Source organism: Streptomyces clavifer (assembly GCF_036345975.1).
In the GTDB taxonomy this organism is placed as follows: Bacteria; Actinomycetota; Actinomycetes; order Streptomycetales; family Streptomycetaceae; genus Streptomyces; species Streptomyces clavifer.
The window spans coordinates 6826221-6850344 of sequence record NZ_CP107793.1; the positions used below are offsets into that span (position 1 = coordinate 6826221).

Here is a 24124-nt window from a genome sequence, read left to right on the forward strand (position 1 = left end):
CTCTCTGCTGCTGGATGGGGGATCGCCGGTCAGGTGGAACGCTGCGTGGTGGACAGTCCGAGCGCCTTGAGGTCGGGCATGGTGCCCCGCTGCGCCTCCCGGACCGCGCCGAGGATCGAGCCCTGGCCGCCGCTCGCCCGTGCGAACCCGTCCTGCATGACCTTCCCTGTGGCGGTCATGCGGGGGCCCCAGATCCAGCGGTCCCGGATCGTGCGGGCCTCCTGCTCGAAGAGGGTGTAGATGTCCTGGCCGTCGTAGTAGCCGCGGTCGAACGCCTCGCGGCCGACGTCCACGAGACCCGGGGCGGCCGGGTACTGGCTGCTGGTGCCGCTGGAGAGCCGCGCGCGCAACGCGTCCGGGTGCGTGACCTGCCATTCGATGAACTCCATGGCGGCCTCGGGATCGCGGCTGTCCTTGGTGATCGCGAAGGTCGAGCCGCCATGGGTGCCGACACCGGGGTCGGCCGCGTCCCACTGGGGGAGCGGTGCGAGGGCCCACCTGCCCTTCTGGCCGGGCCTGGCCTTCATCTGCGCCCCGGCGTCCCAGGCCCCGCTCAGCCGGGTGAGCACCTGGCCGTTGCCGATCTGGGCATCGCTCTGCCGGCTCTCCACCGCGTTCATGAACACGAGGTCGCGGTCGACCAGCCGCTGCCAGTACGCGGACACCCGACGGGTCGGCGCGTCGGCGAGCGAGACGTTCCACGCGCCGCCCGCCGTGTCGAACCACTGGGCACCGGCCTGCCACGCGAACGCGGCGAGCTGCGTGGCACCGTCCGTGGGGAACAGTACGAGCCTGCGCTCGCCGTCCTTGCGGCGCACGGTCGCGGCAGCCTCCTCGAAGTCGTCCCAGGTACGCGGCACGGAGAGCCCGTACCGGTCGAAGAGGTCGGTGCGGTAGTGCATCACCATCGGCTCTATGTCGAGCGGGACGCTGAACACCCGCTTCTCGAAGGTGGTCAGGCCCAGCGCCTGCGGCAGCAGCTTCGCCCGCAGGCTGTCGCCGACCAGGTCCGTGATGTCGCGGCAGACACCGTCGATGGCGAAACCGGGCACCTGGGGGTACTCGATCGTGGCGATGTCGGGGGCGTTGCCCGCCCGTGCCGCGTTGCTGAGCTTGGCGTACCCGCCCTGACCCCCCGAGGGGACTTGCTGGAAATCCACCTGGATGGTGTCGTGTCCGCGGTTGAACGCGTCCACGACCTCCTGGCTGCCCCGCAGGGCCGACCAGAAGGTGACACGCGTCTTCCTGCCGGTCCTGCTGTTGCTGCTGGTCTTTCCGGTACTGCTCGTGCTGCCCGATCGCTGGGCTCCGTCACTGCCGCTGCAGGCGCTGAGCGCGCCTGTCAGGGGCAGTGCGGCGATCGTGGCGAGCACGGATCGACGGCTCTGTCGACCAGGCATGAGTGCCTCCCGCGGCTCCTGATTCGAGACACGGGGAATACTGATCGGCTGATCGATACCGGTCAATAGATCGATCAAAAGAAGCTTGAAACGGTCAAACGCTCATTGCTCCGCGCGGTGCAGCCGCTGTGCCGATCCGCGCACCTCGAGCGAGGGCAGAAGCTCCGTCCTGCGCACCGGACCGGTCGCACCGGCGGGGTGCGCCAGCCGGTGCAGCAGCAGCTCGGCCGCGGCCCGGCCTATGTCGGCCTTCGGAGGGGCGACCGCCGTCAGGGGAGTGCCGCCCAGAGCGGCGACCACGTCGTCGTACGCCACGACCGAGCAGTCCTGGGGCACCCGCACCCCGCTCTCCGCCAGCCGCTGGACCAGCATCAGCGCGTCCTCGTCACCGTGCAGCACGGCGCCCGTGGCGCCGCGCTCGCGCAGCAGGGCGGCGAGATCCGGCGCGGCCCCGTCCGGTGCGGCGGACCGGTCCGGCCCCGCGTTCGGAGAGCTGAGCACGACCGCCCAGTCCTCCACCTCGGGCCGGGCCGCCGCGATCTCCGCGAACGCCGCCCGGATGGAGCGGGCCGTGGGACTGTCGTTCCGGGCGGCCAGCACAATGCGGCGGTGCCCCAGCGCCACCAGGTGCTCCACGGCCAGGTGTGTCCCGTACCAGTGATCGGAACAGACCGAGTCCAGGGCGTGCAGCGCGCTGCCCGGCCGCGGCCGGCGCTCCATCAGCACGGTCGGCACGGTCACCCCGGCGAGCCAGCCGTAGTCCGCCTCCTCCTCGGCGGCACTGCGCCACCGGGGGGCGATCAGCAGACCGCGCGCCCCGCCCTGCAGGGCGCGCTCCACCTGTGGCCGTTCGGCCCCCGCCGACTGGGGGAAGATGTGCAGGGCGATTCGCATCCCGGCCTGCTCCAGGGCCGTCCGGGCGCCGTGCAGGGTCTCGTAGAGATACGAATGCCGTTCCGGCACGACCAGGGCGACGGCGCCTCCGTCCGCCGACGGTCCCTCGTCCCGCTTCCCGGCCCGTGGAGCGGGGACGGGCGTCGTCGGCTCCGCGTCACCCACCGGACGGGCCACCCCGTGGCCCCGCCGCAGCTTCCCCTCGCGGGACAGTTCCTCGACGTCCCGGCGGAGCGTGACCACCGAGACGTCCAGTTCGGCGGCCAGCGCGCTCACGCTGACGGCTCCGCGTGCGTGTATCACCGCGAGGATGCGCTTGCGCCTCAGTTCAACAGGCTCCCGCATGGTGCCGGCCCCCTTGCCGTGCTGCTGTGCCGTGGTCGTTTGAACGTTTCCCTGAGCGGTCGCAGCATAGCGAGCGACCGGAAACGGGTGGTCACGGGCTGGAACGACCACCCGCCGGAAAGCCGGTGTGTCTACCATCTGATCCGGAATGGACACCATCACACTCTGGCAACTGGCCGCGCTCGCGGCGGCATCCACGCTCGTCGGCTTCTCCAAGACAGCCGTCAGCGGTGCCAATACGATCAGCCTCGCGGTCTTCGCGGCCGTGCTCCCGGCCCGCGAATCGACCGGAGTGCTGCTCCCGATCCTGATCGCCGGCGACATCCTCGCGGTGCTGGTCTACCGCCGCCACGCCCACTGGCCGACGCTGCTGCGGCTCTTCCCCGCCGTCGCCGTGGGAGTGGTGGCGGGCACCGTCTTCCTGATGTGGGCCGACGACGGCGCCGTGCGCACCTCGATCGGAGCGATCCTGCTCCTCATGTCGGGCGTGACCGTCTGGCGCCGACGCGCCGCCACCCGGGCCGGGGAAGCGGCCGAGGGACCGGAGCCGGAGGCGGGTTCCTCGCCGGCGGTACGGTCACAGGGGCCGTCACGCGTCGGACGGGTCAAGGCCGGCTCGTACGGGATGCTCGGCGGCTTCACCACCATGGTCGCCAACGCGGGCGGCCCGGTGATGTCGCTCTACCTGCTCTCCGCGGGATTCCGCAAGCTCGGCTTCCTGGGGACGTCGGCGTGGTTCTTCCTGATCGTCAACACGTCCAAGGTGCCGTTCAGTGTGGGACTCGGCCTCATCGACGCCCAGTCCCTGCTCCTGGACGCCGCCCTGGTGCTGTTCGTCATCCCCGGGGCGTACCTCGGCCGGGTCTGCGTGGGCCGCATCAACCAGAAGCTCTTCGAGCGGATCGTCATCGGTGCCACCGTCCTGGGCGGCCTCCAGCTGCTGCTGCACTGAAGGCCGCCCGGGGGAGGACGCTCAGACGATGCCCTCGGCGATCTCCGCCTGTTCGCGGGCGTTCCCGTACGCGGCCGGAGTGCCGTACGAACGGCGTGCCACGAACCACCAGACCGTGGCCAGGACCAGCACGGCGACCAGCGCGATCGACGCGTAGTTCATCGAGTCGACCGTCACCGGCGAGGACTGGGGCAGCAGGAAGATCACCGTCACGATGGCGACCCAGACCACGGCGATCCAGCCGATCGGCCTGGACCAGCGGCCCAGATGCCAGGGCCCGCGCTCGAAGCGGTCACCGGCGCGCAGCTTCAGGTAGATCGGGATGGCGTACGCCGGGGTGATACCGATGACGTTGATCGCCGTCACGGCGCCGTACGCGGTCGCGGAGTACAGCGACGGCACGGCGAGCAGCGCGGCCACGCAGACCGACAGCCAGACGGCGGGCACCGGCGTCTGGGTGCGCGCGCTCACCTTGCGCCACAGCGCGGAGCCGGGCAGCGCGTTGTCCCGGCTGAACGCGAACACCATCCGGCTCGCCGCGGCGACCTCAGCGTTGCCGCAGAAGAGCTGGGCCGCGATCACGATCAGCAGCATGGCGGTGGCGCCCGCCGTGCCCAGCGCGTCGATCAGGATCTGGGCGGGTGGCACGCCGGTGGCGCTGTTCTGGGTGCCCGCGTAGTCCTGGATCGCGAAGGTCAGCCCGGCGAGCAGGACGAAGCCGGCCACCCAGGAGACCCAGATCGCCCGGACGATGCCCTTGGCCGCCGTCACCGACGCGTTGGACGTCTCCTCCGACAGGTGGGCGGACGCGTCGTAGCCGCAGAAGGTGTACTGGGCCAGGAGCAGGCCGATCGCCGCCACGTAGAGCGGGTTCTCCCAGCCGGTGTCGTTGACGAACTCGGTGAAGACGAACGAGGGCGACTGGTGGTCCGAGGGCACGATCGCCAGCACCGACACGATCACCGCGACACCGCCCAGATGCCACCAGACGCTGATCGAGTTCAGCACACTGACCAGGCGCACACCGAAGAGGTTCAGCACGGCGTGCAGCAGCAGGATGCAGAGGAAGATCACCATCGTGGCGCCGGGGGTGGGGTCGAATCCCCACTGCAGGTTGAGCAGCGCCCCCGTGAACAGCGCGGCTCCGTAGTCGATACCGGCGATGGCACCCAGCAGACCGAGCAGATTCAGCCACCCGGTGTACCAGCCCCATTTGCGGCCGCCGAGCCGGTCCGCCATGTAGTACAGGGCGCCCGACGTCGGGTACGCGCTGGTGACCTCGGCCAGGGCCATGCCCACGCAGAGGACGAACAGGCCGACACCGGCCCAGCCCCAGAGCATCACGGACGGGCCGCCGGTCGACATGCCGAAGCCGTACAGCGTCATGCAGCCGGAGAGGATGGAGATCACGGAGAAACTGATCGCGAAGTTGCCGAAGCCGCCCATGCGGCGGGCCAGCACCGGCTGGTAGCCGAGCTCGCGCAGCCGCTGCTCCTCGTCCTTCTGCGGTGCGGACTCCGGGCTCGACGCGGTCGAGGCGGATATGGACATGGGAGAGAACCTCCGGGAGGGAATGGGGGGATGGAGCGGAGGAAGCGGGGCGGGTCTCAGCCGCGAGGGCCCCTGCCGGGGCTGACGTCGGCGGTGAGGCACCGGCTCCGGGCCCGCAGGAACACGTCCTCGGCACCGGCCGGATCCCGGGGGTGCCGATTCCGGTACGCCCACGGGACGGAGGTGTAGTACGGCCCGAGGGCCCGGAACACCGGCGCCGCGTCGACGAACTGGAGCGACCCCCACAGGGCGTGGGCCAGATGGTTCAGATCGAGCAGCGACTGGGTGGCCGGGTCGGTGTGGGCGAACCAGATGTGCAGTGCGCGCCGGGCGTCGCGTTCGCCGTCCTCGGTGACCCAGTGCAGGTCCAGGGCCTTCTCGTTGCCCTGCTCGTGCCGGTAGCGCTCCACCCGCACATACAGCGGGAGCGCGTGGAGCGGGGAGCCCTCCGGCGCGGACGAGGCCGCCCACTGCACGAAGTCGACCGCCTCGGAGAGGTTCCTGCCGGTCTGCCGTGCGTAGACGAACTGCAGCATCCGGTGGTACGCCTCGCGATTGAACGGATCGCGCCTGTCGGCCTCCGCCAGCAGGCCCCACGGCCCGGGAAAGAGCATCGGGCCCGGCGGCGGCAGGCGGTGCTCCTCCAGCCGCTGGCGCTCGTCGAGCTGGGACAGGGCCAGGAGGCAGACCCAGGGAACCGGGTCGGCGGGGGAGGCGTGCGCGGCCGCGCGGCACCCCTCCCAGGCCTGCTGCCACAACTCCTGCGCGCGTGCGTGCTTCTCGCGACGGGCGCGTACCGCCCGCTCCACGACCACCCGGGCGTGCATCACGGTCGCCGCGACGCTCCGCGGCTCCTCGGCCTGCCAGGCCTGCACCGCGTCGGAGCCTGCGGCCACGGCGGCGAGGACCTGGGTGCGCCGGGTCCATGCCGACCAGTCCGGCGTGCTCTCCAGAAGGTCCCGCATGGAGAGCCAGCGTCCGGTGCGCAGGTCCTGCAGGGCCGTGCGTAAGTCGTGATCGTGCCCCGCGGGGTGGTAGACCGGCTTGAATTCACTGGGGGCCATGTGCGCGCCCCGCCCCTGAACGGCCTGTGGGGGCGGGGCGGTGTGCCGGGCACCGCGGCACGGTGCGTGGTCTGCTCGTCATGAATCCTCAAGGACGTGGGGGGCTGGGCGGGTCCGGTCACGGATCCGCCGTCGAGCGTCCGGTTGACCACTCGGCGGTGAGTGTAGAGCGCCATGCACCCACCGTCGGACGACTTTGCGGATCTTACTCAAGTAGCGTTTACATACAGGACGTTGATCGCCAAATACCCTCGTCCACGGGATGTTCGGGTGAGGGTTGACGCACGGCGTGGTCTGCACGACTGTGGGCCCGAGGACCAGATGATCACGTGCCGCCCGCCCCGGGCGGCCCGCACGGCTGGAGCGACGATGACGGACCCCGTACTCGCCATCGACCAGGGAACCTCCGGGACCAAGGCCCTGGTGATCTGTCCCGAGCGCGGCGTGATCGGTTCCGGTTCCGCGCCGGTCCGGCCGCGGTACGGCTCCGGCGGAACCGTCGAGGCCGATCCCGCCGAGCTCCTCGCCTCCGTCCTCGACGCGGGCGCGCAGGCACTGGCCGAGGCCGGCGAGCCCGTGGCGGCGGTCGGTCTGGCCAATCAGGGCGAGACGGTCCTGGCCTGGGACCCCGCGACCGGCCGGCCGCTCACCGAAGCCCTGGTCTGGCAGGACCGGCGGACCGAGGGCCTCTGCACCGGCCTGGCCGCACACGCCGAGGAGCTGAGACGGCTCACCGGGCTGCCGCTCGACCCGTACTTCGCCGCGCCCAAGATGGCCTGGATCCGCCGCGAACTGACCCGAGAGGGCGTCGTGACGACCAGCGACTCCTGGCTGGTCCACCGGCTCACCGGGGCCTTCGTCACCGACGCGGCCACCGCCGGACGCACCCAACTGCTCGACCTCCACGACACCGACTGGTCGCCCCCGGCGCTGGAGATCTTCGGCTTGTCCGACGAGCGTCTCCCCGCCGTCGTCGACTGCGCCGGGCCGGTGGGCACCACCACCTCCTTCGGCGGCGACATCCCCCTCACCGGACTCCTCGTCGACCAGCAGGCCGCCCTGCTGGCCCAGAACGCCGTGGAGCCCGGCAACGCCAAATGCACGTACGGCACAGGGGCGTTCCTCCTGGCCCAGACCGGCAGCCGGCCCAGCACCGGCTCGTCCGGCCTCGTCAGCTGTGTCGCCTGGCGCTTCGGCGGACGCGCGAGCTACTGCCTCGACGGACAGGTCTACACGGCCGCCTCCGCCGTGCGCTGGCTCACCGGCCTCGGGGTGATCTCCGGTGCCGCCGACCTCGACCCCGTCGGCTCCGCCGTCCCCGACAGCGGCGGGGTCACCTTCGTACCCGCACTCGCGGGGCTCGCCGCCCCCTGGTGGCGCGGCGACCTGCGCGGCTCCGTGACGGGCCTCGGGCTCGACACCACCGCGGGCCACCTGGTGCGCGCGCTGTGCGAGGGCATCGCCGCCCAGGTCGTCGCCCTCGCCGAGGCAGCCGCGGCCGACCTGGGCTCACCGCTCACCGCACTGCGCGTCGACGGCGGCCTGACCCGCTCCGCGCTGCTCATGCAGACGCAGGCCGACCTGCTGCAACGGCCGGTCGAGGTGTCCGCGCTGCCCGACGTCACCGCGCTCGGTGCCGGTGCCGTGGCCCGGCTCGGACTCGACCCCCGGCTGGACGCGCGGCAGGTGATGCCGCAGTGGAAGCCCTCCGCCGTCTACGAGCCACGGATCGGCCCGGACGAGGCTGCAGCCCGCCTCGACGGGTTCCGCGCCGCGGTGGACACCCTGCTGGAGCGCACGTGACGGTCACGATCACCACGGCCGGCCGTCTGCCCGGGGCCGGCGGCCCGGAGGGGACGTACGACGTCACCGTCGTCGGAGCCGGTGTCGTCGGTGCGGCCATCGCCCGTGAACTGGCCCGGTACCGCCTGCGCACCGCCCTCGTCGAGGCCTCCGACGACATCGGCAACGGCACCTCGAAGGCCAACACCGCCATCCTGCACACCGGTTTCGACGCCGTGCCCGGCTCGCTGGAGGCCCGACTGGTCCGTGAGGGCCGCGGGCTGCTCGCCGCCTACGCGGAAGAGACCGGCATCCCCGTCGAGCGCACCGGTGCCCTGCTCGTGGCCTGGGACACCGACCAGCTCGCCGTGCTGCCGGAGCTGCTGGCCAAGGCGGAGCGCAACGGCTACGACGCGGCACGCCTCATCGGCGCCGACGAACTGCGCGCCCGCGAACCCCACCTGGGCCCCGGCGCGCTCGGCGCGCTCGAGATCCCCGACGAGAGCGTCATCTGCCCCTGGACGACCCCGCTCGCCTTCGCCACCCAGGCCGTCCGCGCCGGAGTCCACCTGCACCTGAACTGCCGGGTGACGGACATCGGCAGCGCTCCGCACGGCCATACGGTGAGTACCTCGCGCGGCCCGCTGCGCACCCGGTACCTGGTCAACGCCGCCGGACTGTACGCCGATGAGATCGACCGGCTCCTGGGCCACGACGTGTTCACCGTGACCCCGCGCCGAGGTCAGCTGATCGTCTTCGACAAGCTCGCCCGCGACCTCGTGCGCCACATCCTCCTGCCGGTGCCGACCTCGGCCGGCAAGGGCGTCCTCGTCGCCCCCACGGTGTTCGGCAACGTGCTGCTCGGTCCCACCTCCGAGGACCTGGACGACAGGACCGCCACCGGATCCACCGCTGACGGCCTGGACCTCCTGCGCGAGCAGGGCCGCCGGATCATGCCCGCACTCGTCGACGAGGAGGTCACCGCCGTCTACGCGGGACTGCGCGCCGCGACGGGACAGGAGGACTACCGGATCCAGGACCACCCGGGCCGGCGGTACGTCGCCGTCGGCGGCATCCGGTCCACCGGACTGACCGCCTCCATGGCGATCGCCGTACACGTCACCGCACTCCTCGCCGGGACCGGCCTCGAGCTCGGCCCCCCGCACGGCTTGCCGCCCATCACGATGCCCAACCTCGGAGAGGCCGTCCCCCGGCCCTACCGGCGGGCCGACCTGATCGCGAGGGACCCGGCGTACGGCACGCTCGTCTGCCACTGCGAGTACGTCACCCTCGGCGAGATCCGTGACGCCCTCGACTCCACCGTCCCGCCGCAGTCCCTGGACGGCCTGCGGCGCCGCACCCGCGCCCGTGGCGGCCGGTGCCAGGGCTTCCACTGCGGCGCCGCCGTCCGCGCCCTGTTCGAGGAGGCGCGGCCATGACGGGGAGCGGACGGACCGAGCGGACCGTCGACGTACTCATCGTCGGCGCGGGCCCGGCCGGTCTCGCCGCCGGGGCCGAGCTGGCCGCGGCCGGTGCCGGCCGGGTCGAGATCCTGGAGCGGGATCAGGAGGCGGGCGGCATCCCCCGCCACTGCCGGCACGGCGGATTCGGCGGACGCCTCACCCGGGGCGGGACGAGCGGACCGGCGTACGCGAGGCAGAGCGTGGCCGCTGCCGTACGCGCCGGCGCCGACCTGCGCACCGGAGTCGGCGTCACCGGCTGGGCGGGCCCCCTCACCGTGGAGACCACCGGACCCACCGGGCTCGAACAGATCACCGCCAAAGCCGTCGTCCTCGCCACCGGCGCCCGCGAACGGCCCCGCAGCGCCCGCCTCATCCCCGGCAGCCGCCCGCCCGGCGTCTACACCACCGGCGAACTCCAGCAGGCCGTCCACCGGTACGGACAGCGGATCGGCACCCGTGCCGTCGTCGTCGGCGACGAACCCGTCGCCCACGCGGCCGTCGCCGCCCTGCGCGCCGCCGGGGTCCGGATCGTCGCCATGGTCACGGACCAGCCGGCCGCCCCCCTCCGCGTACGCCGGAGCGTTCCGCTGCTCACCGGCGCCACCGTCACCGGCATCGAGGGCAGGACACGGCTGACCGGAGTGACCCTGCGCCGCACGGACGGCCGCACCACGACCCTGCACTGCGACACCGTCGTCCTCACCGGGGACTTCGTCCCCGACCACGAGCTCGCCCGGCGCGCGGGCATCGTCCTGGACCCCGGCACGCGCGGGCCCGCCCACGACGCGGCGTACCGCACCTCACGGCCGGGCGTCTTCGCCGCCGGGAACCTCCTGCACGCCGTGGAGCCCGCGGGGGTCGCGGCGGACGAGGGGCGCGCCGTGGCCGTATCCGTCCTGCACCGGCTGGCCGGTACCGATGAACCCGCCGGCGAGGGGAGGCCCCTCGTGGCCGACGCGCCCCTGCGGTGGATCGCGCCCAACGTCACGGGCCCGGACGCCGCGACGCGTCCGGCGGGGGACCGGTTCGTGCTGCGCACCGCACGGAGGCTCGCCCTGCCGCTGCTCGTCGTCAGCCAGGGCAGGCGCGAACTCCACCGGCAGCGGCTGCTGTTGCCCGCGGTGCCGGGGCGGCCCCTCCACCTGGCGGCCGGATGGCTCGACCGTGTCGATCCGGAGGGTCCGGCCGTGCACATCTCCGCGTCGTAGGGTCCCGGGCGCGTCCGCGTCAGGGGATGAGCAGCTGGTCCGCGCACACGGCCGCCACCAGGCCGATGCCCAGCAGCCAGCTGCCGAGGCGGGTGCGGCCGTTCCTGCTGAGCTCGATCACCACGCCGCAGAGGATCAGCGCGAGTCCGTACACGCCGACGACCAGCACGGACGACCGGCTCGCTATGCGCAGCGCCAGGACGACGGCCATCGCCGCCATGCCCAGCGAGGAGAGGGCGATCCGCAGGTGCCTCGCCTGACGGGGCGTCAGTCGCTGTTCTCCGGTACGGGACCCGGCCGCGTCGTCGCCCGGCTCGACGACAGCCTCGGCCTCGGGTGTTTCGGGTGCCGCAGCTGCCTCGGAAGACCCGGGTGCCTGGTCGGCCGCGACCGCCCCGGTGGGCTCGGAGGGCTCGGCGGGTTCGGCCGTCCTGCCGGGTACGGCCGCCTCTCCGGGTGTGGCCGCCGTGTCGGGCCCGGCTTCACCGCCGGGCCCGGCTATCCGCTCCGGTCGTGGGGCCCGGTCCCGTTCCCGGTCCTGCTCCCGTTCCCGGGCCTGGTCCTGCTCCTGGTCAGAAGTGCTCATGACGCCGGATCGTAATGGCTGCGCAGCATGATGTTCGCCGGTCGGCGGGATCAGCTGTTCGATCAGGCGATCGACGCCGACACGATCGCCGACACCGCGAGATTGCAGGAAGCCGTCACCCACACCGCCGGATGAGGCTCCCGCTCGACCAGCGTGGCCCCGAGCTTCCCGGGCGTGACCAGGTCGACCACCAGGAAGGCCGCGGCCATCATGACCAGACCGAGCAGCCCGAAGGCGGCGGTCGAGACGAGGCCCTTGCCGAAGTCCTCGTACGTCGTCCAGATCGAGGTGAACACGATGCCGCCGATACCCAGCAGGGCGGAGCTGAGCAGCAGTGCCGCGTTGCGGTTGCGCTCCTCCCATATCTGACGGCCGAGCTTGCCCGGGGTGAGCGCGTCGATCAGAAAAATGCCGAGAACGAGCAGTACGACGCCGAGGGCCCCGTAAGCAGTGGCACGGCCGAGGCCGTTGATGATGTCGGTCATCGGGGCGTCCGTCTCCTGAGCAGTGGTCGAGGCTGGGGCGAGGCGTGTGTGATCAACACGCCGTCAAGAAAGGGCAAAACCTATCGCACGCCCGTGCTCACCCTCAGGCCCGGCCCCCCGGCCGCAACCGGGGGGCCTCCGTCGAGGCGTCCACGACGCGCGCCCGCCCGGCGGTTCCGTCCCCCGGCGTGTCCACCCGTCCGGCCAGCTCCCGCGCCCAGACGATCAGCGCGCCCACCCCGATCCCGTGCGGACCGGACTCCCCGAACGCCTCCACGGCGGCCGCACCACGCCTCAACAGCCGTGCTCCGCCGGCACTGTTGCCCCGGGCCGCGTGCGTCAGTCCCACCGCCATCTGCGCGAGTCCCCGCCACAGCTCCCGCTCCGCCTCCGGCCCCGACTTCCAGGCGTCCTCGAAGACCTCGTGCGCATGGAACGGCATGCCCGCGTCCAGCAGCCGCTGGGCCTCGCGCACCGTCTCGTCGGGGGAGCGCACGACCCCCTCGGGCTGGCGCTCCACACCCGGAGTCCCGTACGGCAGAGGGCGCCCCAGTCCGTCACGGGGGCGCGCATTGCGCGCCCGCCCTTCGTCATCGCGGTCCCTGCGAGATTCGTCCACCCACCGATTGTGCCCCGCACCTGCGACGAACTGCGTGAACCCTGTCCGTGGACCCCCGCGCACGACTAGGCTCGGAGTCCTCCGCAACCACTCTGGGAAGGGGAGGCATGAAGCCGTCCCGGCCGTTGTACGAGCGCGAACCGGAACTCGCCGCCGCCACACAGGCGGTGAACGCCCTGTGCGGCGGTCAGTCGGCCGGCGGGCTGCTGGTCTTCAGCGGCGAAGCGGGCATCGGCAAGACCGCCCTGCTCGGCGAGATCCGCGCCATGGCCGCCGATCGCTGCACCATCTGGTCCGCCCGCGGCGGCGAGACCGTCACCTCGGTCCCGTTCCACGTCGTACGCCAGCTCCTGCAGCCCGCACTCGACCAGTTCCCCGCCGACGAGACCAGGGCGCTCTTCGGCGACTGGTTCGAGATCACCGCACCCGCCCTGGGACTCGCCGAGCCCCGGGGCCCGCAGCCCGACCCGCAAGGTGTCAGGGACGGCCTCGACTACCTCGTGGCACGCCTCGCCTCACGCCTCAGCCACCGGCCCCTACTCCTCATAGTGGACGACGCCCACTGGGCGGACGGCGAATCGCTGGCCTGGCTCGCCGGTTTCACCGTGCGGCTGTCCGAACTGCCCGTCCTGGTGGTCCAGGCGCACCGCCCGCAGGAGCTCGCCGACCGCAAGGCCGACTGGGGCCCCGCCCGTGAGGCGGAGTCAGGCGGTGCCGCCGGACATCCGGCTCAGATCCGCGTGGCGCTGCGCGCCCTCACCCCCGACGCCACCGCCGAGCTGGTCCGCGCGGGCCTGGGCGACCACGCGGACGACCCTTTCTGCCGCGAGGTGTGGGCCGTCACCGGCGGCAACCCCTACGAGGTGGTCGAGCTCGTCGCCAAGGCGCAGGACCGCGAGCTGGCGCCGGTGGAGGAGTCCGCCGGGCTGCTGCGCGAGCTCGGAGCGTCGGCCCGTGGCAGCGGTCTCGTCGCCCGCCTCGAACGCCTGGGTACCAACGCCAACCGCTTCGCGTGGGCCGCCGCCGTCCTGGGCACCGAGATCTCCCAGGAGCTCGCCGCGACCCTGGCCGGGATGAGCTCGGCCGAGGCGGCCGACTGCACGGCTCGCCTGCGTGACGCCCGTATCGTCAGCGGCTTCGACCCGCTGGAATTCGTGCACCCGCTCATCGCCACCGCCGTCTACCGCTCCATCCCGCCCGCCACCCGCACCGCGATGCACGGGCGTGCCGCCTGGGCCATCAACCAGGCCGGGCTCGGTGCCGCGGCGGCCTCCCGCCATCTGCTCGAAGTTCATCCGGACGATGACCAGGAGCTGGTCGCACAGCTCCGCGAGGCCGCGGGACAGCACCTCGCGGTCGGCGCACCGGAAGCTGCCAGGCGCTGCCTCGAACGCGCCCTGGAAGAACCGCCGCGGCGCGGCGACAGAGCGTCCCTGCTGTACGAACTGGGCTGCGCCACGCTGCTCAGCTCACCGCCCACCACGGTGCAGCACCTGCGAGCCGCACTCGACACACCGGGGCTCGACGACAACGCGCGCGTCGACGCCACGTTCCGGCTCGCCGCCGCGCTGGCCCACAACAACCAGCTCAAGGACGCGGCGCTCTCCCTGGCCGCCGAAGCATCCCGTACGGCTCCCGGGCCCGGTCTGATGCGCCTCCAGGCCGCGCACTTCCTGTGGGAGGGCATGCAGGCCACCGAGGACGACGGCCCCACCCGCTCGGCCCGGCTCGCCCGCAACGCCGATCACCTCAAGGGCCGTGACAACGCCGAGCGCGCTCTGCTCACCCTGCGTGCCTTCGACGCCATGCTCCGCGGTGAGAACGCCCAACTCGTCGTCGACCTCTGTGAACGCGCGCTCGTGGACGGTCGGCCTGCCCGCGGACTCGGCTGGACCGACACCGAGTGGGGCTTCGAGCTCCCCACGATGGTCGGCATCACCTACGCCTTCACCGACCGGCTCGACCGGGCGGAGCAACTCTTCGGCGAGGCCGTGCGCGCCTTCGAGATCTCCGGCTGGAGCGGGGCGCACCTCGCGTTCGCCCACACACTCCTGGGCCTCGTCCACCGTCGGCGCGGCCGTCTCGCCGAGGCCGAGGGCTTCCTCCGCGAAGGGCTGCGCCTCGCCGACCGGGCCGGCAGCGGACTGCCCGTCCACTGGGACGCCACCTGCCTGCTCGTCGACACCCTGATCGCCCGCGGCCGCACGACGGAGGCCCGGCGCGTGGCCGACCGGTACGACTTCGGCCCGCCCTATCCGAGCGCGATGGTCCTGCCGGACGGCCCGTGCGTCCGCGGGAAGCTGCTGCTGGCCGAAGGCCGTCTCGAGGAGGCCGTCGCCGAGCTGGAGTCCGCCGGGGCGGCACTGGAGCCCCGGGGCCGGTTCAACGGCATCTGGGCACCCTGGGCCGGCGACCTCGCGCGGGCCCTGGCCGACACCGATCCGGTGCGGGCCGCCCAGCTCGCCACCCGTGCCCGCGTCCACGCGGAGCGCTTCGGCACGGACACGGCGATCGGCGAGGCCCTGCGCTGCGTGGCCCTCTTCGTACCCCCGGAGGAGGCCGTTCACCTGCTGGCCGAGTCCGTACGCCACCTCGAGGCGTCGTCGTCCGCATACGAGCACGCCGTGGCCCGTTTCGAGTACGGAAGGGCGATCCGTTCCCCGAGGGAACTGGCCCGCGCCCAGAAGCTCGCCGCGACCTGCGGAGCCGAGACACTGGCGACGCTGGCCCAACAGGTACGCACGTCGATCCGGTCCTCGGAGTGAGGTAATGTTTGTCCTGCGCGGTCACCCGGGAGCACCGGGGGGAATCGCATCGGGACGTGGCGCAGCTTGGTAGCGCACTTGACTGGGGGTCAAGGGGTCGCAGGTTCAAATCCTGTCGTCCCGACTGGAGACAGTCGCAGGTCAGGGCCGGTTTCGGAGCAATCCGAAACCGGCCCTTGATCATTCTTGGGGGCCAGCCGGGGACCAGCCTCCTTGACCGGTGTCAGCGGGTCATGACGACCGGGCTCGGCAGGGAGCGCATCGGAGGCCTAACCAGCTGGCGACCAGCCACCCTCGGTTGCTGGAAGTGGAGGGCCGGGATCTCCTGGTGACGGATCTTGACGCCGTCGACGGGACACCGATCATCGACCTGGCTCCGTACTTCGAGGAGATGGGGCCGCGAGGTGAAGTACGTCAGCCGACTTGGCCGGGCGAGATGCTCTCCACGTACTGGCTTGACGCCTCAGGCCGTTCGTAGATCGACTCCCCGTGATTCCCTGAGGTGGCGCGGCCGGGAGTCACTCAGTGACAGGTACGGATGCTCCGCGGTGAAGGCGCCGAGGATCTGCAGGGCGCGGCCGATGACAGGGCCCGTGCCAGCGGCCGATGCAGGCTTCTGTCTGGGCTGTCGGCTCAGCGGGGCAGCGCTCTTGAGGCGGTCGTATGTCAATGTGTGACACCTTCCTCGCCCGTGGTGCGGTCGTCCGACAGGCTCTGTTCCTCACACGTGGAGTGAGGTCCGAGCGCTGGGCGGTTCGCATCCGAAGGACGCCCTGTCAGGCTCGTGCTCCGCCGCGGAGCGACCCCTCGTCCAGCGAGGCAAGTCTGCTGAGGATGTCAACGGCTATCGCCCGTTCACCCTCGGGAAGCGATCTGAGAAGTAGTTCGTTGATCCGTTCTGCCGGAGCGATCAGGGAGTCGAGCAGCGCGGCCCCCTCGTCGGTGAGACTCAGCAGGGTCCGCCTGCGGTCTTCGTCGTCGCGCACTTGGCTCACGAGAGCCTGCTCGGTCAGGCGGCGGATCATCAGGTTGACCGTGGAGCGGTCCAGCGAGGTGAGGCGCCCGAGAGTCCGCTGGTCCACGCCGGGCTCCCGGCTCAGCGCGTTGAGGACGGCGAACTTCTGGGAGGTGATCTCCCTGGACACGTGCTGGGCCCAGAGAGCCGTGTGCACCTGCTCGGCACGCCGGATCAGATGGCCGATGTAGTTGGGCAGCTCCAGTGCGCGCGCCATGGTGCTCCCTCCGTCCGTCGTCTAGGTGGTGCCGGCCGAGAGACAGCCGGTCTGGATGGAGTCTAGAAGTGCGCGGCACCACCTTGTGTGCGACCTTCCGTCAGCGGTCCCGTCGTCCGGGGCGCTGCTCGTACGGGGTGGCCCGGGAGCCGTCGACACCCACTTCGAGACGGCCGACCCGGTCGATCTCCAGGACGACCCGGTCCCCGTGGCTGAGCGGTCCCACTCCGGCGGGCGTACCTGTCGCGATCACGTCGCCGGGGTGGAGTGTCATGACGGACGAGGTGTAGGCGATCAGCTCCGCGACCCCGAAGATCAGATCGGCCGTGTTGGTGCGCTGCCGGGTGGCACCACCGACATCACAGCGCAGGTCGAGGGAGCCGGGGTCCGGAATCTCGTCTGCGGTGACGATCCAAGGACCGATCGGAGTGAACGTGTCGAACGACTTGCGCGTGGAGCGGTCCTCACCGGAGCGCACCGTGATGTCCAGCACGCAGGTGTAGCCGAAGACGTGGTCGAGTGCGTCGGTCGCGTCGACATTGCTGGCGGTGCGTCCGATGACGACGCCCAGTTCACCTTCCTGGTCGGTGCGCTTGTCGGTGTAGGGCAGGACGATGTCCTGGCCCGGGCCGATGACGGAGGAGTTGGCCTTGAGGAAGACCCCGAGGTCAGCGACCGAGGTGGTGTATGCCATCTCGGCCTTGTGGTCGAGGTAGTTGACTGGTGCGCCGACGACCTTTCCGGGCCGGGGCAGGGGGGCTTCGAGGGCTGCTTCGTCGAGCGGAACGCGTGCGCAGCCGGTGAGATCGATCTGTACTGCTCCGTCGCGGGCGACGGTCTCGATGTGCTGGTGCAGCGCACCGGCCGCACTCGGGGTGCTGGTTCCGGTGAGTTGTTCGGTCACGTCGACGAGGTCGTCGCCGTCGACGATCCCGAGGCGTCCCTTGTTGAACAGGGCCAGGCGCATCGTGGCCTCCTTGTGAAGTATCGGGTGGGGGAGATCAGGCGCCGGGGTCGGCGTCTTCGGTGCGGTAGAGGCCGAGGGAGCGCATGACGGGCTCGTCGCTGTACGAGAACAGGACCGCGTCGTCGGATGCGGAGGCGTTCAGATGACGGTAGGAGGCCCAGCCGGGCACCGCGAAGGTGTCGTGCTCGGCCCACTCCAGTCGCACGCCGTCCACGATCGTGGCGCCTTCACCGCGGACGACGTTGAAGATGGTGGAGGCCGTGTGCCGGCGGCCTGCTCCCTGGAATCCGGGGCGCAGGCGCTGGACGCGGCAGCCGATGGTGGGCATGACCGGGCCGCCCGTCCACGGGTTGGTGTACTCCAGGACGATGCCGTCGACGTCACTTCCCGCGGCCGTGTCGGCGATGCCTTCCAGTGACCGCTGGGTCTCCTGCCAGGTGTAACGGGTGACGGGGGAGTTGGGCCCGTCCTGCGAGAGCCAGACGGGATTGAGCCTGCCGTGGAGGAACTGCCTGCTGCCCGCGTCGTCCGCCCGGGTAACGGGCTGGAGGCGCTGGTGGAACTTTTCGTAGAAGCCGGCTTCCAGGGCGTTGACCAGCGGGTAGTCGAGGGCGTCGAGCCAGATCATGGGCGCGTCGCCCTCGTGGGTGTGGTCGTGCCAGTGCCATCCCGGGGTGAGCAGCAGATCACCCGGAGCCATGAAGACGCGCTCCCCGTTGACCGTCGTCCACGCGCCGCTGCCCTCCAGGATGTAGCGGAAGGCGTTGGAGGTGTGCCGGTGGGCCTGCGCGGTCTCGCCGGGCAGGATGACCTGCAGCCCGGCGTAGAGCGTGTTGACGGTGGCCGGGGGATCGGTCAGGCCGGGATTGACGAGCATCAGAACCCGGCGCTCGGCCTCTTCCAGCGAGAGGGTCTGGGAGAAGTGCAGCAGGAGGGGCCGCAGTTCCTGCCAGCTCCAGCGGTAGGGAACGGCACGGCTCTTCGGCTGAGCGGGGAACAGGTTCCCGTAGAAACGCCAGAGCGGAGCCGCACCCAGGCCCGGCAGGGCCTTGTAAGCGAGTTCTTCGGTCGTCATGAGGTCCTCCTGCGGTTGCTGGATCACGTGATGGCGAGGGTGGCCGGGGACGGTGTCCACACCCAGGAGACGTCGTCGAAGTGCTCGGGCTCACGCGACGCGAACAGCTGGTTGCGCAAGGTGGCACCCATGCCCTCCAGGTGGCAGATCTCGCCGAAGCGGCGGGCGTTGGTCTGGATGCGTGCCGCACGCCCCCTGCGCTGATCGGCGTACGCGGCGAAGGCGTCGGCAGGGTCGGTGAACCGGCCGAGAGCCCCTCCCAGGGCGACCGCGTCTTCCAGTGCCTGACAGGCGCCTTGGGCCAGGTACTGCAGCATCGGGTGCGCGGCGTCACCGAGCAGTGCGATCCGGCCGTGCACCCAGTTGTCGATGGGGAGACGGTCGAACAGAGGCCAGCGCCGGTCCCGCGCTATCAGGGGCAGGGCGTCACGCACGGCCTGGCAGGTTCCTCCGAAGCGTTCCTCGAGCTCGGCTTCGGTGCCCCAGGCGTCCGAGTCCGGTGTGTAGTGGTCGCTCTCGAACACCGCGACCTGGTTGTAGAGCTCTCCGCGACGTACCGGGTACTGCACCAGGTGCATGCGCGGCCCGGCCCAGACCATCACCGCGTCCGACGCGGCGTGCTGTGACATGCGGCCGCTCATCCTGTCCGCGGGAAGAGCGCCGCGGAACGCCACGTAGCGCGAGCAGAGCGGCTCGCCGTCCCCTACCAAGGCCTGACGCAGCCGCGAGTGCAGGCCGTCCGCCGCCACGACCGCGTCGGCCCTCAACTCCGTCGTCGTCTCGGCGAAATGCAGGTGTATTGCGGAGTCGTCCTGCTCGGCGTGCGTAACGGTGTGCCCGGTGCGCAGCGTGATGGCGGGGTGTTCCTCGCAGGCGGTGAGGAGCGCGGCATGCAGGTCCGTGCGGTGCGTGACCAGGTAGGGATGGCTGAAGCGCTCGGTGTACGCCGGGCTGCGGAGATCGAGAGAGGTGACCTGATCTCCGCTCAGGGCGTCCATCATCACGAGCCGGGGCGGGGCGACCGCAGTGCGCCGGACCGCCTTGAGCACCCCCAGTTCTTCGAGGGCCTGAGAAGCGTTCGGGGCGAGCTGCAGGCCGGCTCCGATCTCCCCGAACTGGGCGGCGCGTTCCACCAGGGTCACATGGTGACCGGCGCGGGCGGTGGACAGTGCTGCGGCCAGACCGCCGATGCCGCCGCCGACTACGGCGATGCGGAGTGGAACAGGGGTCACGGACATATGGCCTCCTTGGCAGGGAAGTGGAGGACACCGATGGAAGGCGACGAGAAGCGCCCCTGAATGATCAGTACGTTAATCATTGGTGTACGGATCATATTGCGAGGGTGTTACCCCGGTGTCAACGGTTTCGCAGAGAAGGGTCAGCAGCGACTCAGGTCCACGGGATCAACATGCGGCCGTGTGGCTGTCCGCGTGCACGGGAGCGTCGGTGTGCTTTGTGACATCGGCGAAGGTGACGCCCGGGGCTGTCTCGACGAGGGCAAGGCCGCGAGCGGTCACATCCAGCACACAGAGATCGGTGATGATGCGGTGCACGCAATGCCGGCCGGTCAGGGGGAGCGTGCACTCCTGGAGGATCTTGGGGCTGCCGTCCTTCGCGGTGTGCTCCATGAGGACGATGACGCGGCGGGCGCCGTGGACCAGGTCCATCGCCCCGCCCATGCCCTTGACCATCTTGCCGGGGATCATCCAGTTGGCGAGGTCGCCCCCGGCCGAGACCTGCATGGCGCCGAGCACGGCGGTGTCGATGTGCCCGCCGCGGATCATGCCGAAGGAGAGCGCGGAGTCGAAGAAGGAGGCACCGGGCAGGACGGTGACGGTCTCCTTCCCCGCGTTGATGAGATCCGGGTCGACCTCGTCCTCGGTGGGGTAGGGGCCGGTGCCGAGGATGCCGTTCTCCGAGTGGAGGACGACGTGGACCCCGGGCGGGAGGTAGCCGGGTATGAGGGTCGGGAGGCCGATGCCCAGGTTGACGTAGGAGCCGTCAGCGAGGTCCTCGGCCGCACGGGAGGCCATCTGTTCACGGGTCCAGGGCATCAGTTGCTCACCGTCCTCTTCTCGATACGTTTGTCAGTGGCTTGTCCGGGGGTGAGTTCCACGATCCTCTGCACGTAGATGCCGGGCAGATGGACCTCGTCGGGTGCCAGCTCGCCGGGTTCGACGAGCTCCTCGACCTCGGCGATGGTGACGCGGCCGGCCATGGCAGCGAGCGGGTTGAAGTTGGCGGCGGCGCGGCGGAAGACGAGGTTGCCGTGCCGGTCGCCGCGCCAGGCACGGACGAGGGCGAAGTCGGTGGTGATGCCGTGCTCCAGGACGTACGGCCGCCCCGAGAAGACCCGGGTTTCCTTGGGCGGTGAGGCAACGGCGACCGAACCTCCCCCAGCCTCCGGCCGGGAGGTGCCCCCGAGTGCGTAGCGCCAGGGCAGGCCGCCCTCCGCCACCTGGGTACCGACGCCGGCCGGCGTGTAGAAGGCGGGAATGCCTGCGCCGCCGGCCCGTAGGCGTTCGGCGAGTGTGCCCTGTGGGGTCAGCTCCACCTCGAGCTCTCCGCCGAGGTACTGCCGGGCGAACTCCTTGTTCTCGCCCACGTAGGAGCCGGTGACCCGGGCGATGCGCCCCGCGGCGAGCAGAACGCCCAGGCCGCGGCCGTCCACGCCACAGTTGTTGGAGACGATCTCCAGCCCGGCTGCCTCCTGTTTGTGCAGGGCGTCGATGAGAGCGTCAGGAATTCCGGAGAGTCCGAAACCGCCGACGGCGATTGAGGCGCCGTCCGGGATGTCGGCGACCGCCTCGGCGGCACTGCCGCTGACTTTGTTCACGTGCGTGGTTCCTTTCGTGTGATGGCACCGGGCAGGGCCGTAGTCCAGCCGCTGTCGATGACGAGGTCGGCGCCCGGCTGCGAAGCGTAGGCCGCTGCTCGGGCGGGGGCCGGAGATCAGAGCCACCTTGCCTTCGAGCCGGTTCACTCAGCGGCCTCGGGGCGCAGGGCGTCGGAGACGGACTTGACGCCGCCGTGTGCGGTGAGGCCGCCGTCGACGGGTATCTCGGCCCCGGTGATGAACGACGACTGGTCGGACAGCAGGAAGACCACCAGCGGAGCCACCTCGTCGACGCTTCCGGTACGCCCCAGCGGGGTTTCGCGGATGTTTGTCTCGCGGAAAGCCGGGGCGGCGGAAGCGGTCATCTCGGTCTCGATGTAGCCGGGATGGACCGTGTTGACACGGATACCGCGCGGGCCGAGTTCCAGCGCCGCCGTCTTGGACAGGCCCCGCAGCGCCCACTTACTGGTCGTGTACGCGACCGGGTAATGGGCGGTGAGAGCAGCGGAGGAGCCGACGTTCACGATGGAGGAGCCCGGGGGCATCAGGGGCACGAGGTGCTGGATGCCCAGGAGAGGGCCGGTGACGTTGACTGCGTGGACGCGAGCCATGTCCTCGGGGCGTACGTCGCCCACGCGGGCCCGCCAGGTGATGCCCGCGTTGTTGACCAGGCCGTGCACCTGGCCGTATGCCTCCCTCAGGTCGGCGGCGAGCTCAGCCCAGTCCTTCTCACTGGTCACGTCCAGCCTGCGGCACTCGTCCACGGGTTCGACGTCCGTCGCGATGACGTGGGCGCCCTCGCGTGCCAGGGCGGAGGCCTCGGCTGCTCCCTGGCCGCGGGCGGCGCCGGTGACGACCACGACCTTGTCCCGGAGCCGTCCCGCGCCCGGGCCGGTCACGGCCGCTCCCTGCCGCGGCGGCGGCCGGCCGGCAGCGGCACGGGCTCGGCGCCCGGGACGACGGTGCTGGTGAGTGAGCCGATTCCCTCGACGGTGAGGGTGACGGTGTCACCCGGCTTCAGCGGCGGTGGGTCCTGCGTGCCGCGCAGGCCCCACAGTTCGGCGAGGCACCCGCCGTTGCCGCAGGTGCCGGAGCCGAGCACGTCACCGGGGACGACCCGGGTGCCGCGTGAGGCGTAGGCGGTCATCTCCTCGAAGGTCCAGCTCATGTGGGAGAGCAGGTCCGTGCCGACGGTCTCGCCGTTGACCTCGGCCGTCAGCGCGAGGCGCAGGAAGCCGTCGGCGTCGCGGTGGGGCTCCAGCTCGTCGGGGGTCACGAGGTACGGGCCGAGGGTCGTCGCGGTGTCCTTCCCCTTGCAGGGGCCGAGGCCGACCTTCATCTCCGCGGACTGCAGGTCGCGTGCGGACCAGTCGTTGAAGACCGTGTAGCCGACGATGTGGTCGCGGGCCTGCTCCGGGGTGAGGTCGCGGCCCTCGCGGCCGATGACGGCGGCGACCTCCAGTTCGAAGTCGAGCGCGGCAGAGCCGGGCGGCACCGGGACGTCGTCGTGGGGGCCGTAGACCGCGTGCGGGTTGGTGAAGTAGAAGGTCGGTGCCGCGTACCACTGCTCGGGCACTCCGGCGACGCCGTCGACCGCGCGGCGCACCCCTTCGACGTGCTCCTCGAAGGTCACGAAGTCGCGTACCGAGGCGGGCCGGAGCGGGGGCAGCAGGCGGACCTGGGAGACGTGCGGCCCGGCGGGCACGTCGAGGGCCGCCGCGCCCGCGGCGAGCAGGCCGGGCAGCCCGTCGGTCTCCGTGAGCAGCGTGGTGAGTGAGGTGACGCCGGGCAGGGGGAAGAGCGTGCCGTCCTCTTCCACGACGGCCACCCGGGGGCGGTGCTGATGTTCGTAAGCGGCGAATCGCATGGTGCGGCTCCAGAAGGGGCGGGGAAGGGCCGCTGCGGCCGTGTGTGTGACACGGCCGCAGCGGCCCCCGACAGGAGGGGAGTGGTCCTGGATCAGACCGGCGGGGCGACGAACAGGCCGCGGTCGGGGTCGTTGAAGGACTCCTTGGCGACGATCTCGTTCATCGCGTTGGCCGTGCCCCACTGGTCGGTGACCTCGGGACGGGAGAAGTCGTAGACGTGCGGGTGCCAGGTGTCCTCGTCGAGGTTCTCCAGCTCCGTCGTGTACTCGACGGTGTTGCCGTGCGGGTCGAGGAAGTACGTGAAGGTGTTGTCGCCCGCCATGTGCCGTCCGGGACCCCAGATCTTGCGGAAGCCGGCCCGCATGACACGGCCGGAACCGCGCATGTACTCGTCGATGCCGCGCATCTCGAAGGAGACGTGGTGCAGCGCGGTGTGCGGGCCCTGGGCGATGGCCATGGAGTGGTGCTGGGTGCTGATCCGCATGAAGTGCATGACCTCGCCCATGTGCGGTGAGGACAGCGTGTCGGACAGGGCGAAGCCGAGGTGGCGCTCGTACCACTCACGGGTGCGGTTCAGGTCGGGGGAGTTGAGGACGACGTGGGAGAGCTTGACCGGGATGGCCTCCTTCTCCTCGATCTTGCGGTGCTGCCGGACCTCGACGTCGGCCGAGACCTCGATGGTGCGGCCGTCGACGTCGAAGAAGCGGAAGCCGTACCCCCCGCCGGGGGTGTCGACGGCGCCGGGCTGCGAGACCAGCTGTACGCCGCCGGCGAGGAGCCGCTCGGCGAGGGTGTCCACGTCGGCGGGGTTCGCGGCGCCGTAGGAGACGAGGTCGAGCCGCTTCTCCTCGGCCCTGCGCAGCCGCACGACGTACTGCTCGGGGGAGCCCTCGGCGGCCAGGAAGGAGATCCCGGAGTCCTCGGTGACCTTGGTGAGGCCCCAGACGCCGGCGTAGAAGTCGAGTTGCTTGTCGTAGTCCGGCACCGCCAGGTCGACGTGACGCAGGTGGGTGAGCAGGCGTGCGCTCATGG

At 71.3% G+C, this 24124-nt stretch carries 21 protein-coding genes, 1 tRNA gene and 1 pseudogene; 7 read left to right on the plus strand and 16 right to left on the minus strand.

The features are described from left to right. Window positions 1–29: 29 nt before the first annotated feature. Together OG927_RS29600 and OG927_RS29605 are read right to left on the minus strand one after the other, a co-directional pair. The gene (locus OG927_RS29600) at window positions 30–1400 is read right to left on the minus strand and encodes an ABC transporter substrate-binding protein (protein WP_209469226.1); all 1371 of its coding nucleotides are present in this window, start codon (window positions 1398–1400) and stop codon (window positions 30–32) included. Between the two features lie 102 nt (window positions 1401–1502). Beyond that, window positions 1503–2639: a substrate-binding domain-containing protein gene (locus OG927_RS29605; RefSeq protein ID WP_330321078.1), complete on the minus strand. Its 1137-nt coding sequence runs from the start codon at window positions 2637–2639 to the stop codon at window positions 1503–1505. 148 nt (window positions 2640–2787) lie between these two features. Between OG927_RS29605 and OG927_RS29610 the strand changes: the two genes are divergently transcribed. Next, complete coding sequence (locus OG927_RS29610; protein WP_330321079.1) at window positions 2788–3591, plus strand: sulfite exporter TauE/SafE family protein; 804 nt, start codon at window positions 2788–2790, stop codon at window positions 3589–3591. Between the two features lie 21 nt (window positions 3592–3612). On the opposite strand, the gene OG927_RS29615 is transcribed toward OG927_RS29610, so the two are convergent. Together OG927_RS29615 and OG927_RS29620 are read right to left on the minus strand one after the other, a co-directional pair. Then, window positions 3613–5142 carry an amino acid permease gene (locus tag OG927_RS29615; RefSeq protein WP_056790385.1) on the minus strand — a complete coding sequence of 510 codons (1530 nt, stop codon included), beginning with the start codon at window positions 5140–5142 and terminating at the stop codon, window positions 3613–3615. Between the two features lie 56 nt (window positions 5143–5198). After that, entirely contained in the window at window positions 5199–6206 is a 1008-nt protein-coding gene (locus tag OG927_RS29620; RefSeq protein ID WP_056790383.1) for a hypothetical protein, read from the minus strand. A 369-nt stretch (window positions 6207–6575) separates the two neighbouring features. Between OG927_RS29620 and OG927_RS29625 the strand changes: the two genes are divergently transcribed. Genes OG927_RS29625 through OG927_RS29635 form a run of 3 tightly spaced genes read left to right on the plus strand, consistent with a single transcriptional unit; the run spans window position 6576 to window position 10659 of the window. Further along, complete coding sequence (locus OG927_RS29625; protein WP_330321080.1) at window positions 6576–8009, plus strand: FGGY family carbohydrate kinase; 1434 nt, start codon at window positions 6576–6578, stop codon at window positions 8007–8009. After that, window positions 8006–9427 carry an FAD-dependent oxidoreductase gene (locus tag OG927_RS29630; RefSeq protein WP_056790375.1) on the plus strand — a complete coding sequence of 474 codons (1422 nt, stop codon included), beginning with the start codon at window positions 8006–8008 and terminating at the stop codon, window positions 9425–9427. The genes OG927_RS29625 and OG927_RS29630 overlap by 4 nt, the downstream gene beginning before the upstream one ends. After that, window positions 9424–10659 carry an NAD(P)/FAD-dependent oxidoreductase gene (locus tag OG927_RS29635; protein ID WP_056790372.1) on the plus strand — a complete coding sequence of 412 codons (1236 nt, stop codon included), beginning with the start codon at window positions 9424–9426 and terminating at the stop codon, window positions 10657–10659. Before OG927_RS29630 ends, OG927_RS29635 begins: the two co-directional genes overlap by 4 nt. Window positions 10660–10678: 19 nt before the next feature. On the opposite strand, the gene OG927_RS29640 is transcribed toward OG927_RS29635, so the two are convergent. The 3 genes from OG927_RS29640 to OG927_RS29650 all read right to left on the minus strand — a co-directional run bounded on the left by OG927_RS29640 (window position 10679) and on the right by OG927_RS29650 (window position 12349). Then, the gene (locus tag OG927_RS29640; protein ID WP_330321081.1) at window positions 10679–11245 is read right to left on the minus strand and encodes a hypothetical protein; all 567 of its coding nucleotides are present in this window, start codon (window positions 11243–11245) and stop codon (window positions 10679–10681) included. 62 nt (window positions 11246–11307) lie between these two features. Further along, window positions 11308–11730, minus strand: a complete 423-nt coding sequence (locus OG927_RS29645) for a DUF350 domain-containing protein (RefSeq protein WP_056790368.1) — start codon at window positions 11728–11730, stop codon at window positions 11308–11310. 103 nt (window positions 11731–11833) lie between these two features. Then, window positions 11834–12349, minus strand: coding sequence for a DUF309 domain-containing protein (locus OG927_RS29650; RefSeq protein ID WP_330321082.1), 516 nt, complete (start codon window positions 12347–12349; stop codon window positions 11834–11836). Window positions 12350–12456: 107 nt separating this feature from the next. On the opposite strand from OG927_RS29650, the gene OG927_RS29655 reads away from it, so the two are divergent. The 3 genes and pseudogenes from OG927_RS29655 to OG927_RS29665 all read left to right on the plus strand — a co-directional run. Further along, the gene (locus OG927_RS29655) at window positions 12457–15114 is read left to right on the plus strand and encodes an ATP-binding protein (protein WP_056790363.1); all 2658 of its coding nucleotides are present in this window, start codon (window positions 12457–12459) and stop codon (window positions 15112–15114) included. Between the two features lie 50 nt (window positions 15115–15164). Further along, window positions 15165–15238 (plus strand) — tRNA-Pro (locus tag OG927_RS29660). Window positions 15239–15373: 135 nt separating this feature from the next. Further along, a pseudogene (locus tag OG927_RS29665) lies at window positions 15374–15592 on the plus strand (TrmO family methyltransferase domain-containing protein); the annotation flags it as partial. Between the two features lie 298 nt (window positions 15593–15890). Here OG927_RS29665 and OG927_RS29670 read toward each other — a convergent pair. The 9 genes from OG927_RS29670 to OG927_RS29710 form a co-directional block, all read right to left on the minus strand. Next, a complete protein-coding gene (locus OG927_RS29670) occupies window positions 15891–16346 on the minus strand; it encodes a MarR family winged helix-turn-helix transcriptional regulator (RefSeq protein WP_056790360.1) in 456 nt (151 codons plus the stop codon). A gap of 100 nt (window positions 16347–16446) precedes the next feature. Beyond that, window positions 16447–17313 (minus strand): fumarylacetoacetate hydrolase family protein, encoded by an 867-nt coding sequence (locus OG927_RS29675; protein WP_319102517.1) that lies wholly within the window; start codon window positions 17311–17313, stop codon window positions 16447–16449. Between the two features lie 34 nt (window positions 17314–17347). Then, window positions 17348–18388 carry a cupin domain-containing protein gene (locus OG927_RS29680; RefSeq protein WP_056790354.1) on the minus strand — a complete coding sequence of 347 codons (1041 nt, stop codon included), beginning with the start codon at window positions 18386–18388 and terminating at the stop codon, window positions 17348–17350. A 23-nt stretch (window positions 18389–18411) separates the two neighbouring features. Beyond that, window positions 18412–19626: an FAD-dependent monooxygenase gene (locus OG927_RS29685; protein WP_330321083.1), complete on the minus strand. Its 1215-nt coding sequence runs from the start codon at window positions 19624–19626 to the stop codon at window positions 18412–18414. A 165-nt stretch (window positions 19627–19791) separates the two neighbouring features. Next, window positions 19792–20442 (minus strand): CoA transferase subunit B, encoded by a 651-nt coding sequence (locus OG927_RS29690; RefSeq protein WP_056790350.1) that lies wholly within the window; start codon window positions 20440–20442, stop codon window positions 19792–19794. Then, window positions 20442–21224, minus strand: a complete 783-nt coding sequence (locus OG927_RS29695) for a CoA transferase subunit A (RefSeq protein WP_124280438.1) — start codon at window positions 21222–21224, stop codon at window positions 20442–20444. Before OG927_RS29695 ends, OG927_RS29690 begins: the two co-directional genes overlap by 1 nt. A 143-nt stretch (window positions 21225–21367) precedes the next feature. Further along, complete coding sequence (locus OG927_RS29700; RefSeq protein WP_124280437.1) at window positions 21368–22123, minus strand: SDR family NAD(P)-dependent oxidoreductase; 756 nt, start codon at window positions 22121–22123, stop codon at window positions 21368–21370. Beyond that, window positions 22120–23091 (minus strand): fumarylacetoacetate hydrolase family protein, encoded by a 972-nt coding sequence (locus OG927_RS29705; RefSeq protein ID WP_057573577.1) that lies wholly within the window; start codon window positions 23089–23091, stop codon window positions 22120–22122. Before OG927_RS29705 ends, OG927_RS29700 begins: the two co-directional genes overlap by 4 nt. A 92-nt stretch (window positions 23092–23183) precedes the next feature. Next, window positions 23184–24122 carry a VOC family protein gene (locus OG927_RS29710; RefSeq protein ID WP_319102523.1) on the minus strand — a complete coding sequence of 313 codons (939 nt, stop codon included), beginning with the start codon at window positions 24120–24122 and terminating at the stop codon, window positions 23184–23186. Between the last annotated feature and the right edge of the window lie 2 nt (window positions 24123–24124).

Bases quoted from the DNA above. Each gene is read 5' to 3' on its own strand.
- OG927_RS29600 (WP_209469226.1), bottom strand. From the start codon at position 1,400: ATGCCTGGTCGACAGAGCCGTCGATCCGTGCTCGCCACGATCGCCGCA.
- OG927_RS29605 (WP_330321078.1), bottom strand. From the start codon at position 2,639: ATGCGGGAGCCTGTTGAACTGAGGCGCAAGCGCATCCTCGCGGTGATA.
- OG927_RS29610 (WP_330321079.1), top strand. From the start codon at position 2,788: ATGGACACCATCACACTCTGGCAACTGGCCGCGCTCGCGGCGGCATCC.
- OG927_RS29615 (WP_056790385.1), bottom strand. From the start codon at position 5,142: ATGTCCATATCCGCCTCGACCGCGTCGAGCCCGGAGTCCGCACCGCAG.
- OG927_RS29620 (WP_056790383.1), bottom strand. From the start codon at position 6,206: ATGGCCCCCAGTGAATTCAAGCCGGTCTACCACCCCGCGGGGCACGAT.
- OG927_RS29625 (WP_330321080.1), top strand. From the start codon at position 6,576: ATGACGGACCCCGTACTCGCCATCGACCAGGGAACCTCCGGGACCAAG.
- OG927_RS29635 (WP_056790372.1), top strand. From the start codon at position 9,424: ATGACGGGGAGCGGACGGACCGAGCGGACCGTCGACGTACTCATCGTC.
- OG927_RS29640 (WP_330321081.1), bottom strand. From the start codon at position 11,245: ATGAGCACTTCTGACCAGGAGCAGGACCAGGCCCGGGAACGGGAGCAG.
- OG927_RS29645 (WP_056790368.1), bottom strand. From the start codon at position 11,730: ATGACCGACATCATCAACGGCCTCGGCCGTGCCACTGCTTACGGGGCC.
- OG927_RS29655 (WP_056790363.1), top strand. From the start codon at position 12,457: ATGAAGCCGTCCCGGCCGTTGTACGAGCGCGAACCGGAACTCGCCGCC.
- OG927_RS29670 (WP_056790360.1), bottom strand. From the start codon at position 16,346: ATGGCGCGCGCACTGGAGCTGCCCAACTACATCGGCCATCTGATCCGG.
- OG927_RS29675 (WP_319102517.1), bottom strand. From the start codon at position 17,313: ATGCGCCTGGCCCTGTTCAACAAGGGACGCCTCGGGATCGTCGACGGC.
- OG927_RS29680 (WP_056790354.1), bottom strand. From the start codon at position 18,388: ATGACGACCGAAGAACTCGCTTACAAGGCCCTGCCGGGCCTGGGTGCG.
- OG927_RS29685 (WP_330321083.1), bottom strand. From the start codon at position 19,626: ATGTCCGTGACCCCTGTTCCACTCCGCATCGCCGTAGTCGGCGGCGGC.
- OG927_RS29690 (WP_056790350.1), bottom strand. From the start codon at position 20,442: ATGCCCTGGACCCGTGAACAGATGGCCTCCCGTGCGGCCGAGGACCTC.
- OG927_RS29705 (WP_057573577.1), bottom strand. From the start codon at position 23,091: ATGCGATTCGCCGCTTACGAACATCAGCACCGCCCCCGGGTGGCCGTC.
- OG927_RS29710 (WP_319102523.1), bottom strand. From the start codon at position 24,122: ATGAGCGCACGCCTGCTCACCCACCTGCGTCACGTCGACCTGGCGGTG.